This is a genomic window from Lactiplantibacillus sp. 3062, from assembly GCF_055413545.1.
This window is the reverse complement of the sequence record NZ_JBVAYE010000002.1, coordinates 83,333-96,707: the sequence shown is the minus strand read 5'-3', so window position 1 is coordinate 96,707 and position 13,375 is coordinate 83,333. Positions and strand designations below refer to the sequence as shown.

Sequence of the window (13,375 nt, the reverse complement as noted above, 5' to 3'; positions counted from 1 at the left end):
GGTATCAAATCTCGAAGCGGTTCAAAACTGATTGATTTTATTTTGATGCTGTCAAAAAACACTCACTTAACTAAAATTAGCTAAGTGAGTGTCTCGTCAACTAATGGCCACGATGTTGAGCACGATGTTTTGCCAACCGCTTTGCTCGTATCAACTGAGCATGGTCATGTCGGGCACGACGCTGCTGCCGCTTCTTCATTACCAAGTTACGCTGATGTTCTAACTTCAACATTTGCATTGCTCTAGTCGGTTTGAATCGAACGTGATGTTGACGACATTGTCGTGCCGCACGACGATACTCGCGAACCAATTGCTGCTGAGCAACCGCACTAGCCGTCGTCCATTGCAGCGTTGACCACCGATCTTGAATTAACAACCTAATCTGGGGTTCACTAGGATTCTGCGTCCCAAAGGTCACTCGGGCGACTTGATACCCGTCCGTCGACCAACGCTCAAAAACACCCTGATAAAATTGTTGATCAAAAAACACCGTTAATTTGCATCGGTTAATCAAATTAACCCCTCCTTAATTTCACTAACGAAATTCGGACAACCAAGGAAGGCAGGTTACTGACAGCCGTTGCTGCGTCTGGACTACCGACCAGACCGTGTTTTTAATTTCGCTAATAATTAGTATGTCAGATTAAGTCAGTTTGTCAAATTAGCACTTATGTATCAATGGAATAATTAATGCACTTAGTTAATCCGACATGAATCATGATTAAAACGTGACAGTCAATCAGACTCCTGCTCGTCAGCTTGGGCTACTGAGCACTGTCACCCTGCCGCTCCCATCGGTCAACCACTCGAATGGCTGATAATTATGCCTCCAGTTAGCGTGGTAAGAATCCACCGAAAATTGGTGCAAACTCAAACTGTTTCCGGTGGATCCAAGCCGGCAGTTGCTGAATTTTAAAATCAAGACGTTTTAACCATAGTTATTGCTAAATAATAACGAGTACAACAAGTAATAATTAAGATTATATTAAATAGTGTAATACCACACTATTACACCATGATTAATAGTATACTTTGTTTGTAAAATACCTTGAAGTGGTTATTATTAGCCGCTTAAGGTTTAGGGGGATTCCAATATGAACACACCACTACTGACCGTCACGCAATTAAATCAATACTTCAGTCACCAGCACATTTTAAAAGCCCTGACCTTCACCATTCAAAAGGGGCATATCGTCGCCTTAGTTGGTGCAAATGGTGCTGGCAAAACGACACTGATGAAATCAATCTTAGGGCTCACTTCCTTTACTGGTCAGATTTATTTAAATGGTCAGTCAATTACGCCATGCCATCACCAAGCTTTAAGCGCTGTGGGCGCCCTAATTGAATATCCCGGACTCTACCCATTCTTGACTGGCCGGCAACAACTCTCACTGTTCGCAACCGGTGCCAATCGTACAGCACGCGTTACCAAAATCATTGAAGCACTTAGCATGCAAGCATTTGCCGATATACTAACGAAACACTACTCACTCGGTATGCGGCAAAAATTGGGTGTAGCCTTGGCTTTGCTCAATCAGCCCGCACTAGTCATCTTAGATGAACCCATGAATGGTCTTGATCCACAGGCCACAAAAGAATTACGCGATTTAATTTTATGGGCGCAAGCTCAAGGCACCACCTTTTTAATTTCAAGTCATCTCCTGAGTGAACTGCAACGGGTCGCCAATGACGTCTTAGTTCTTGATCACGGGCAACTGATCGCCAATATGAGCATGCCAGCGTTTCTTGCCCAACAGCGCCCCACTTATGAATTAGTAACTAATCAAGATCAACGGGCTTATCAGCTATTGCGTTCTGCTGGATACCACCTAGTTGCAGCAACACCAATTCGTGTCTTAATAACGCCCGGATTTCAGCTTAATCCATTACTGCAACTACTTTTGACCAATCAGATTCAGTTACAGCGGATTCAACCCCACACTGAAGACTTAGAATCATCCTTATTAACCATGCTGAAAACGGTCAACCACTAAGGAGGTCAATCTAATGTTCACATTGTTACGACAAGAAAATCGAAAATTAATGCACCATCGTGTGATTCAACTGTTTATTCCATTTATAATGATTTTTCAATTCATAATTGCGATATATGCCGCTCACTACCCACAGCTACTAACGCCATATGATGCATTTGTAAACAACGACTACGGCTTTATTCCGCTACTATTTTTGGCAATCACAATTGGCAGCACTTATTTAACGAATGAACGGCAAAATGGCACGTTACGAGCGCTACTTTATCGCAGTTATTCGCGGACCCAAGTCTTAGTCAGCAAATGGCTCACGATACTCGGTCTGATGATTGGCTTATCTGGCTTTAGCACCCTCATGAGTCTCGGACTGAAGTTGAGCTTCTTTCGGCGCTTACCTAATTACGGTACAATTTGGCACACTTGGGGTCTGAACATGCTATCAACAGGACTGACCCTACTATTTTTAATGAGTGTCGTCTTACTATTGGGCACCCTATTCACCAGTTCAACACCAGCCATTCTGACCGGCATCATTGGGTACTTTATTGTGACCATTTTCAATCAACTTTGTTTTTATTTATACGCCAAAGTCAGCTGGTTAAAGTGGAATCCGCTCAACATGATCAATCTAGGCGAGCAAATCCAAACACCACAACTACAACAATTAACCCGACTAAATCTATCCACGCTGGCGATTGGTTATATCGCCTATCTACTGTTATTCTTAACGCTTGCCAACTATTCTTTTCAAACCCGTAACGTTTAAAAGCATCCAGCCGGTCAAATAAGATTACTGACCGGCTGGATGCTTTATCGATTAATTGTTAATTTCATCATATTAGCGTAACTGTCGCACAACTTGCCAAAAGTAGCAACTCCAGCGCGGTTGATAAATCCAAGCAATCAGACCAATTAATGTTGCTGACCAAACTACTGCTACATATGACCAACTCGTCTGTGGTGCCAGCATAACGTCGGTAATCAATTTAGTCAGTATGATGCTCAACCCTATCAGCATTGGTACCCGCCAAGCCGGTAACAAAATCGCTTGGTGGTCACGCTCCGTGATTTGCTGGGCGCTCAAATACCGACCAAGTATCCCGCCCAAGCCCCAGACTAGACATCCAATTGCGATACCCAACAACCAGTGTTGATTGAGGAACGCCAACAAATAATTACCAGGTTGACCGAATGACCGTATCAATACAAACCAACTGATTGGTTTAACGACTGCATAGCCGACGAGCATTGCCATTACCAGGTTAGGCGTGACCAATAACACTAATGCAGAAGCGGTCATCAAAATCAGTGCAACGAGCGTGGTACTGATTACATTGCCGCCCCAGACCCACCAATTGAATTGCGCGAAATAAATTCCGGGAATATTCTGTACCAGCACCAGCAGAACCATTAATTTCGCCAAACTATACGCAATGATCGTCGTTAAACTATAGCTCAAAAACGTCGCACCAAAAATAGCTGCTCGGCGAAATCCTAAGCTCTGTAACCACTCATTCTGATGCCGGTAACGTGGAATGGCAATGAGTGCTATGCCCACTAAAATACTGATTCCCCATAGAAAATCATTTGGTTCAACATTACTCCCAACGCGCAAATTCGCCAATAATCCCCGCCGATCAGCATGATAAACTTGTAAATATTGATTCAAGTACTGCTGTTTCGAAGGTGCTACTAAGCCATCTACATCCTGATACTGTTGCCGCCGGTGGTCGTATTTAAGACCTGAAATTAGCATGTCATGATTCTGATCTAGCATTTGCCAGTGTTGATTCATTCTGAAGCCAGTCCACGCCCCCAGTGCTATAAACAAAATCAGCATACCAATGAGAAGTGGCGCATGCTGCCAAATAATCAAGTGCCCCAATTTTTTATTCATCTCACAACTTCCCCCAGTTGATGGTAACGACGGCCAGCACGATAGACGAGCATTGCCATCATAGTCAGCACGATTCCGACCAATTCATACCACGGCGCAATTGTTCCCATCAAAGGCAGTAGTAGGATGTCCCCAAGTGTTGAGCCAATACTCAAACTAATCAAAGCACTGGCGATAACCCCATTAAATAGCGATTGTTGCCGCAATGTGGTGATATCCGCTGACCATTGACGACAGGCCATCCAAGTTAATCCTAGTAGCATCAGCAAGCCCACTAATGCCATGATTGCCGCTACCCCGTAGTGAACATGTAACCAGATACTAGGCAACGACTGAATGTGAAACCACCGCAACCACATATTTGTCCGCGTTAACATTCCCGACGCCCAACGCCAGGTCAGAGTGCTGATCAGGATTGCTAACCATAACCGCTGATTAAAGCTCCCCACCAGCCAAGCAAGCATAATTAGGCACCCACTGACCATCGTCACTGCCACACTACTTCCCAAGAGGGCGGCCCCGTTACGGTATTGCTGATAAACTTGGGGGATTGCAGCCGTGATCCAGCCATAATAAATCACTTGACTTACAAAAACGGTGACCATTAATAGCAGCCCGAGCCGCAGCTGTTGCCACCAAATTTGCCAACGCGTAACACCTAAACTAGCCATAAACTCGAAGCGGTGTGTGCGACGACCCCAGAATGCAAGCAGCAAACCGCTGACGAGTCCCAAAACATAATACAAACGGTTGGGTTGTTGGGCCCGCACTGCCTGATTGGGATCCGTAGAAGTGTATTCGCCAGGCCAAAAAAACTGGTCAAGATGTTCATAATAAACATGCAGGCTAACCGCCGGACGACCGGCAACTTTATAGTCTTTCGGGTGTTTAACAAAATCCGCAGCGTTGATCCGTTCACCACGTACACTCCGGGCATGTTCCACCTGCCAAGTATGTGTCACATTAATTGCCATTAATAAGCTCACTAACAGACACGTTGCCGTCACAAGTCGCACCCAAGGCCGATTTTGTTGCCACCATAACCGTCTCAATTTTACAGTTGCCATTCTACACACCACCCCAAACAGCTTGCCGGTCGCCCAATTTAACTCGGAAAACATCTGTAATGGTCAACGGCTGGACGGCCATCATCAATGGTTGATTTTGTTGGAGCGCTGTCTCAATTGTCGGCGTGTAGTCCGCAAAGTACACTTCTAAGACCCGACCGTAAACTTTAATCAGCTGCCCATGCTCTTTCACAACCGCTGGTATATGCTTATCTGCAAAAACAAGCTGAAACTTGCGGGCCGTTGCCCGTAAACTTTCTAGGTCGTAATCAGCAACTAATTCATGATGTTGCAAAAACAGCACTTGGTCGCATAAACCGTCAAGTTCATCAAGATTATGTGATGAAATCAAGAAACTGACGCCGTGTTCGGCGACCTCCTCAACCATATAGGCTACAATCCGCTCGCGCACGATGATATCCAAACCATCAAACGGCTCATCCAAAATAATATATGGCACGTGACTCGCTAACGCTAGCAAGATTTGAAATAACATCTGCTGACCCTTTGATAACCGCTGGTAGTAGCTTTTGGTTGATAAATGCTCGGCCGCTAATAACGCTGTTAGTTGCGATTGGTCAAAGTCATCGTAAGCCAACGCGTATGTCGTTATGATCTGTCGCAACCGTTGACCACCAAAAAAGTGACGTTGTGTATCAATATAAAATAATTTTTGCCGACAGTATGGTTGCTGCAAAGTCGACTGCCCCTCAATCACTAATTCGCCTTCGTCCGCCAAATAGTGATCAGCCATCGTCCGAAAGAGCGTCGTCTTTCCAACGCCGTTCCGCCCGACCAACCCAACGATTCGACCTGGCTGCCAAGTAAAAGTAATCCCCCTTAATATTTCACGATTATCAATCCGCTTACTTAATGCTTTAACTTGGATACTCATCCCGTGACTCCCCCTTTTGATAAGCCGTGGTCACCCACGCCTGAACTTGCTGCGCACTGATTCCTAAAAATTGTGCTTCCGTTAACAGTGATTGTAAGCGCGTCTGAAGATCATCAACCGCATTCGAATCAGTTGCAATCTGACTCGATTCACTCACAAACGTCCCCCGACCTTTTACAGTATACACGGCTCGCTGATGCTCCAAGATTTGATAAGCCTTACTGACCGTGTTCGGATTAAGGTGCATTTCTGACGCCATTGCTCGAATTGAAGGCAATTGATCCCCTGGTCGTAAGACTTCCTGAACGATCTGCTGCTTAATCTGCATAACTAACTGTTCGTAATACGGTGCCCCATTAGTTGCAAACGGCATTTTATCACCTCGGTATTGTGTACTACGTGTATTACTACAACTAGTACACTAACATACTAATTTGAGTTTGACAACTCAACAATCATATTCCTGGCACAAAATGATTACCTCAAACGTGAGTGCGACATCATTACAGTATGCCAAATTACTGAAAAGAGTCTTAAATTTGGTTGCCAGTTCATCAGTGCTTGTTCATCCTATTCCGACCTCCGGGACCCCTGCTCGCATGACAGATGAACGGCCACTCAACTTAGTGCAATTGGTCGCCGAATTCAATTACTGCTTGGAACATTGAACAAACGTTAATGTGGTCTCAGTTGTTTGGAATCTCAGTCATAATATGGTGACTGAGAATTAATGAACGAATCACAGTTCGATTATCAAACTGACAGTTACTGATAAAATTGCTGTCTCTAAAATAGCAACGACCAAGCCAGCAAAAGTTGGGGACATCCCTGTCAGCCATTCGAATACCTTCCCAACTGGAAGGCATTTCGGCCAATGCTCAGCACTGCCAGAGTGTGTGGTTCAGACGGCTTGAGACTGAGGATTAGCCCAACTAAGGCGTTAAGCGGTAAACTCATCGCGTCGCTACCCGGAAGGCTCATCGGACCCGAACACGTTTCGTCAATATGGCATTAAGACGTGGGTTGCGGCTTAAATCAGTGTCCACCACGTTTTAACATCTACATAAGCAAAAAAAACGCCTGACCAATCAGCACCTTTAGCTGGTTAGTCAGACGTCATCATCTGGTGATTATTCCAAGAAATCTTTTAACTGTTTACTACGTGATGGGTGGCGTAACTTCCGTAGCGCCTTGGCTTCGATTTGGCGGATCCGTTCACGGGTCACACCGAAGACTTTTCCAACTTCTTCCAGTGTCCGGGTCCGACCATCATCAAGTCCGAACCGTAAGCGTAAGACGTTTTCTTCCCGGTCCGTCAAGGTATCAAGGACACCTTCCAGTTGTTCTTTCAACAATTCATAAGCCGCGGCATCCGCTGGTGAGGTTGCGTCTTGGTCTTCGATGAAGTCACCTAAGTGTGAATCGTCCTCTTCACCAATTGGCGTTTCCAATGAAACGGGTTCTTGTGCGATCTTCAAGATTTCACGAACCTTTTCCGTTGGCATGTCCATTTCAGCCCCAATTTCTTCAGGAGTTGGTTCGCGCCCTAAATCTTGTAACAGTTGCCGTTGAATTCGAATTAATTTGTTAATAGTTTCGACCATGTGCACTGGAATCCGAATGGTCCGCGCTTGGTCAGCAATTGCCCGCGTAATTGCTTGGCGAATCCACCAAGTCGCGTACGTTGAGAACTTGAATCCTTTACGGTAATCAAACTTTTCAACGGCCTTCATTAGCCCCATGTTACCTTCTTGAATCAAATCAAGGAATTGCATTCCCCGACCCACGTAACGTTTGGCAATCGAAACGACCAACCGTAAGTTGGCTTCGGCTAATTCTTGCTTGGCAGATTCATCACCTTGTTCGATTCGGAGTGCTAAAGCGACTTCTTCGTCAGCCGTTAATAAGTCGACACGACCAATTTCTTTCAAATACATCCGCACGGGATCATTGATTTTAATTCCAGAAGCCGAGCCAGCGTCACTAAGTTCCTTCTTAGAAACTTTTTTGACACTTTTGACCGCTCGAGCATCAGGATCACCTTTTTCATCAACAACACTAATCCCAGCATCTTCAACCTTTTGTAATAATTTATCAATGCCACTAGCATCTAGTTTGTAAGGCGCTGCTAATTTATCTGATAATTCATCATATTGAATGCTACCAGTTTTCTTATATTCCTTAATTAATGCTTTAACGGCTTTGTCGTATTCCGTCGTTGCTTTTGCCTTTGCCATGTAGTAGCCTCCTATTTAGTATGCATCTACCAGCTGATCGGTTGCAATACCGAGCCAACCTTAAGTATATCATTTTCACGCCTAGTTATCAGCTCGTTGGACCTGCTGTTGTTGCCGATATAGGTCAATTAATGCCAACGTTAACTGCTGAACCAAATCACGATTACCGATCTGCTTGGCTGCCATTAACTCGGCCTTCTTACTGTTGATTTGTTCTACCAGCGGCTGTTGATTCATGATCACATTGACTAGATCAGCAATCTCTTCCTTGGAAGATTCATTGGCAACGTCCATAAATTCCAAACTCGTGACGACAGGCTGTAAATCTGAATCCGTCATAAAATCCGTAAAGTTGCCCAAATCAAATTGATTATGCGTTTTAAAATAAGCCTCCGCATACACCAAGATTTGTTGATACGAATCATGAACAAAATGAAAACCAGCAATCGCCATCACTCGTAACCAAACATCGTGGTCATTCAACAAACGGTACAGTAACAACCGCTCCGCTTTCTCTACCCGACTTAACGGGCCACTGTTCGTACTGCCATCCACCGTGGCTGGGGGAGGCCCTAGCGGCGCAGGTGCTGGTGGCGGAGCTACTTGCGTTTCATCCGAGTGACCACCACCACGTCGAACGGCCTGCTGACCGACCAGTGATCGTAACTGTTGCTTTAAATCATCCTTATCAAGATCAAACTCCGCCACTAATTGGTTTAAATATAAATCCTGTTCGACACTAGAGGACAGTTGTGCTAATTGTTGCAAAACCGCCTGTAAATAAGTCAATTGATCGGGCGTGTTTTGCAAGTTCAAATCATGTTTTAAATACTGCATTTCAAATGCAGTGGGCGTTTGCTTACCGTCTTCAAATACTTGGACAAACTTCTCCTGCCCCTGAGCACGCAAATACTCGTCGGGATCCATCCCATCAGGCATTTGGATTACACCCAGATTAAGGCGACTGTTACCACCTAGCAATTTCAGAGCACGATCAGTCGCCTTTTGCCCCGGCATATCGCTATCGTAACAGACATATAAGGTGTCGGTAACGCGCTCAAGCATGTAAATCTGCTCATCAGTTAAGCTCGTCCCCATTGATGCGACCCCGTTCTGAATACCAGAACGATAAGCCGCAATCACATCCATAAAGCCTTCAAACAGCACCACTGACTTTTGTTGTCGAATGGGGCCCCGTGCTAAGTCAAAGTTAAATAATACTGAACGCTTGTTGAACAGCTTCGTTTCCGGACTATTCAAATACTTAGGTTCATTAGGTGATTTTTTGAGGATTCGACCTGAGAAAGCAATCACCCGACCACTCGCGTCTTTAATCGGAAACAAGACCCGGTCAACGAAGCGATCACGTAAGTCACCCGCTTGATTTTCAATGAACAGTCCCGACTGCCGTAGTAGTTGGTAGTCGGTCTGGTGTTCTTTAAAAAAATCTAACAAGAGCTGATTAGCAGGTGCATAGCCGATACCAAATGTTTTAATCGTCTCATCATCCAGCCCGCGCTCGTGCAAGTACTTAAGCGCCGGTTCACCCAGTTCAGTATTCACTAAAATATGTTGATACATCTTAGCGCTATCCGCGTACAACTTTAACAGATCGGCTTGTTGCTGATCCTTAGGTGCGGCCGGTTGTGACTGCGCCGTATAGCTCGCCGGCAAGTCAATGTGCCCAAAATCGGCCACCTTGACGACTGCTTCCGGAAAAGACAAGTTTTCGAGATCCATAATGAAGCTGAACACGTTGCCCCCACGGCCACAGCTAAAACAGTGAAAAATCTGCTTTTGCTCATTGACCGAAAAGGATGGCGTGCGCTCTTCGTGAAAGGGACACAGGCCAAATAAATTCTTACCAGCCTTCTTCAACTGAACGTATTGTCCAATAAAATCCGCAATGTTGACTGCTGAGCGGACTTGCTCAACCTTTTCCTCGGGAATTCGATTGGCCACTTTGCCACCCCATTTCTACTAACTAAAGTCTGACAAACCAACCAAATCATTGCCGCAATCAAAAGCCGCATCACGAAATTTGGATGCGACTTTGTGCGTGCAAACTTTTACAGAATATATATTACCACAAGTTTGACAGCAGTGCAATAATAAGTTGCCCTTATTAGACACATTTGTCAAATTTGTTTGTCAGCAAGCTAAAAAAGAAGCTACAGCGCGCTTGCTGTAACTTCTTTTGATTATCCACAGTCCGTGCTTATTTAACGATTAATTGATTCAAGTCACCCATCACGTTGATCATTTGGGCGATCGTCAAGAGTTGCTTTAAGTGATTATCCCGCACCTTTTCATCCTTACTCATCACCATCGTCTGTTCAAAGTAATCGACGATCAATGGTCGTAAGGCGGCCAGGGCTTTGAAACGGTCCTCCATGCTCATCGCTGGGGTAAATTGCTTTTGCAATTCAAGAACAGCATCGTACAAGTGTTGTTCCGCTTCATTTTCAAATAAACTTGGATCAACAGTCAAATCACCGGCTGCCAGCTTAGCTTTCGCCGTGATCCGCAACAGACGAGTAAAGGCTTCAATTGTGTCCTTAAACTGCGGATCATCTTGATGCGCATTCAGCACACCGGCTGCTTTGAACATTTCACGGATATCCTGACGACTCCCTTTGATAACCGTATCGACGATATCGTAGCGAATCTTACGGTTGTTAAACCATTGTTTGACGCGATCCGTTAAGAAATCAGCAACTGGTGCCGTTTGCTTTTCGAAGTCTAAGTTGTACGTAGCATCATGGGCCACTAATTCCTTTTGAATATCGGCCTCGAGTTGACGAATTGGGAAATCCCAACCTTGTTCCCGTACGATCCGTACGATTCCAAACGCTTGACGACGCAAAGCAAACGGATCATTAGAGCCACTAGGAGTCAAGCCAACGGCAAAGAAGCTCGTAATGGAATCAACTTTGTCCGCAATAGCTAACACCGCGCCGACCTTGGACTTAGGTAAGTCGCCATCAGCGCTGATTGGCATGTAATGCTCACGAATAGCTTGACCGACTGCTGGATCTTCACCCTTCAAGACAGCATACTTGTCACCCATGACCCCTTGTAATTCAGGGAATTCGCCAACCATCCCTGTCACTAAATCAAATTTATAGATTTGCGCTGCCCGGTGGAGTTGGTTCTTTTCAGTCTCAGTCAAACCAAACCGATCAGCCAAAAAATCACTGATAACCATGACCCGCTGCATCTTCTCATACATCGTCCCGATTTTATCATGGAAGCTAACCTTTTTGAGTCGTTCCACATATTCTTGAATCGAGTGTTGTTGATCTTCATGATAGAAGAAAGCTGCATCTTCTAAGCGTGCCGTCAATACTTTTTGATTACCTAAAGCCACGTTTTCCAAGTGATCCGTGTTCCCGTTTCGAACGGAAACAAAGTGTGGTAATAAGTTATCCTCGGCATCCGTTACGTAGAAGAACCGTTGATGATCACGCATCGAAGTAATCAAGACTTCATCCGGGATCGTTAAGTATTTGGTATCAAAATCTCCCGCAAATGCAGTTGGATATTCCACCAAGTTATTAACTTCTTCCAACAAGTCTTCATTAACTTTGATTTGCCAGTCGCGTTCATTCGCCAAGGCTGCGATCTGTTCACGAATCGTTGCCTTACGTTTAGCGGCATCCGCAATAACTTGAACACTAGCTAAGTCAGCTTCATAGTCCGCAGCAGTAGCAATTTCAACGTCATGGCCCAAGAAACGGTGGCCTCGTGAAACACGGCCAGCCGCAACGTCCAGAATTTGAACCGGCACAACCTCGTCATCTAATAATGACACGATCCAACGAATCGGCCGAATATACTTGAAACTGTACGTCGACCACTTCATCATCGTTGGGAAATTCATCTTGGTGATAACATCCTTGATTCCGGCCGCCAACACTTCGGCCGCCGTTTTACCGGCCGTAAAGGTTTGTACAAAGACATACGGGGTACCCTTAACATCTTTAAAGACGATGTCATCAGTTGACGCCCCTTGGCCCTTAGAAAAACCAATCGCTGCCTTTGTCCAGTTGCCATCCGCATCCTGAGCAATCTTCTTAGCTGGACCCCGAACTTCTTTTTTCACATCAGCCTGCTTGTCAGCTAAGCCTAACACCTGAACCGTTAACCGGCGTGGTGTTGAGAAGGTTTTAACATCTTCAAAATCAAGCCGGGCATCCTTTAAGAACTTGACCATTCGTTCTTTAAGTTGTAACACACTCGGTGTAACGACGTGGGCCGGCATTTCTTCCAAACCAATTTCAAGTAAATAAGTTTTCGCCATTATTTCGTCTCCTCCTGTGCGTGTTTTAATAACGGGAAGCCACGTTTTTCACGTTGCGCCACGAATTCCTTGGCAATCGACTTCGCCATGTTTCGGATTCGATCTAAATAGCCGGCACGTTCCGTGACTGAAACCATACCGCGAGCATCCATCAAGTTGAAGGTATGACTACATTTAAGACAGTAGTCGTACGCGGGGTGAACTAAGCCGTTCTTAATTTGCCGCTTGGCTTCCTTTTCATATTCATCAAATAACATTAATAATAATTCTTCGTTGCTATCTTCAAAAGCGTACTTAGAATTTTCAAATTCTGGTTCCAAGAAGATGTCGCCATACTTCACGCCATCGCCCCATTCAAGGTCAAATACGGAGTTTACATCCTGAATGTAAGATGAGAGTCGTTCCAAACCATAGGTGATTTCAGAAGTGACGGGATCAACTTCAAGACCACCAACTTGTTGGAAGTACGTGAATTGGCTGATTTCCATCCCGTCGAGCCAAACTTCCCAACCAACACCGGCACAACCCATTGATGGGTTTTCCCAGTTATCTTCCACGAAACGAATATCGTGTTCTAGCGGGTTAATGCCAAGTTTTTCCAAGCTTTGTAAGTATAAATCCTGCACGTTTTCTGGTGAGGGTTTCATGACCACTTGGAATTGGTGGTGTTGGTACAACCGGTTGGGGTTCTCACCATACCGACCATCAGCAGGCCGACGTGAAGGTTCAACGTACGCCGCGTTCCATGGTTCGGGACCGATTGCCCGTAAGAACGTGTAGGGGCTCATCGTTCCGGCCCCTTTTTCTGTATCATATGATTGCATTAACATACAACCTTGATCCGACCAAAACTTTTGCAAGGTTAAGATAATCTCTTGCACTGATAACTTTTTGCTCATTAGTATCCTCCCAAAATTAGTGACTGAACGGCTGATGGCTTTGAAACAGGGGCATCGCTATTCCCAGACTTATGGCACAAAAA

At 45.1% G+C, this 13,375-nt stretch carries 11 protein-coding genes; 2 read left to right on the top strand and 9 right to left on the bottom strand.

Annotation, left to right across the window (positions count from 1 at the left end):
• Positions 1-100 precede the first annotated feature (100 nt).
• Positions 101-514 carry a YjdF family protein gene (locus ACWQAU_RS03435; protein ID WP_003640664.1) on the bottom strand — a complete coding sequence of 138 codons (414 nt, stop codon included), beginning with the start codon at positions 512-514 and terminating at the stop codon, positions 101-103.
• A gap of 580 nt (positions 515-1,094) precedes the next feature.
• Here ACWQAU_RS03435 and ACWQAU_RS03430 point away from each other — a divergent pair.
• Positions 1,095-1,994, top strand: coding sequence for an ABC transporter ATP-binding protein (locus ACWQAU_RS03430; protein ID WP_003640665.1), 900 nt, complete (start codon positions 1,095-1,097; stop codon positions 1,992-1,994).
• A 13-nt stretch (positions 1,995-2,007) separates the two neighbouring features.
• Positions 2,008-2,760: an ABC transporter permease gene (locus ACWQAU_RS03425; protein ID WP_003640666.1), complete on the top strand. Its 753-nt coding sequence runs from the start codon at positions 2,008-2,010 to the stop codon at positions 2,758-2,760.
• 72 nt (positions 2,761-2,832) lie between these two features.
• On the opposite strand, the gene ACWQAU_RS03420 is transcribed toward ACWQAU_RS03425, so the two are convergent.
• From ACWQAU_RS03420 to glyQ, 8 genes are all read right to left on the bottom strand, one after another.
• Complete coding sequence (locus ACWQAU_RS03420; RefSeq protein ID WP_027821981.1) at positions 2,833-3,891, bottom strand: hypothetical protein; 1,059 nt, start codon at positions 3,889-3,891, stop codon at positions 2,833-2,835.
• A complete protein-coding gene (locus ACWQAU_RS03415) occupies positions 3,888-4,958 on the bottom strand; it encodes a hypothetical protein (RefSeq protein ID WP_013355596.1) in 1,071 nt (356 codons plus the stop codon). The genes ACWQAU_RS03420 and ACWQAU_RS03415 overlap by 4 nt, the downstream gene beginning before the upstream one ends.
• Position 4,959: 1 nt before the next feature.
• Complete coding sequence (locus ACWQAU_RS03410) at positions 4,960-5,853, bottom strand: ATP-binding cassette domain-containing protein (protein ID WP_003640669.1); 894 nt, start codon at positions 5,851-5,853, stop codon at positions 4,960-4,962.
• Entirely contained in the window at positions 5,837-6,226 is a 390-nt protein-coding gene (locus ACWQAU_RS03405; protein ID WP_003645984.1) for a GntR family transcriptional regulator, read from the bottom strand. The genes ACWQAU_RS03410 and ACWQAU_RS03405 overlap by 17 nt, the downstream gene beginning before the upstream one ends.
• 757 nt (positions 6,227-6,983) lie before the next feature.
• Positions 6,984-8,090, bottom strand: a complete 1,107-nt coding sequence (gene rpoD / locus ACWQAU_RS03400) for an RNA polymerase sigma factor RpoD (RefSeq protein WP_003640674.1) — start codon at positions 8,088-8,090, stop codon at positions 6,984-6,986.
• A gap of 81 nt (positions 8,091-8,171) precedes the next feature.
• Positions 8,172-10,052, bottom strand: coding sequence for a DNA primase (gene dnaG / locus ACWQAU_RS03395; protein WP_027821982.1), 1,881 nt, complete (start codon positions 10,050-10,052; stop codon positions 8,172-8,174).
• 256 nt (positions 10,053-10,308) lie between these two features.
• On the bottom strand, positions 10,309-12,393 hold the full coding sequence (glyS, locus tag ACWQAU_RS03390; RefSeq protein WP_027821983.1) for a glycine--tRNA ligase subunit beta: 2,085 nt from the start codon (positions 12,391-12,393) through the stop codon (positions 10,309-10,311).
• On the bottom strand, positions 12,393-13,292 hold the full coding sequence (glyQ, locus tag ACWQAU_RS03385) for a glycine--tRNA ligase subunit alpha (protein WP_003640677.1): 900 nt from the start codon (positions 13,290-13,292) through the stop codon (positions 12,393-12,395). Before glyQ ends, glyS begins: the two co-directional genes overlap by 1 nt.
• Between the last annotated feature and the right edge of the window lie 83 nt (positions 13,293-13,375).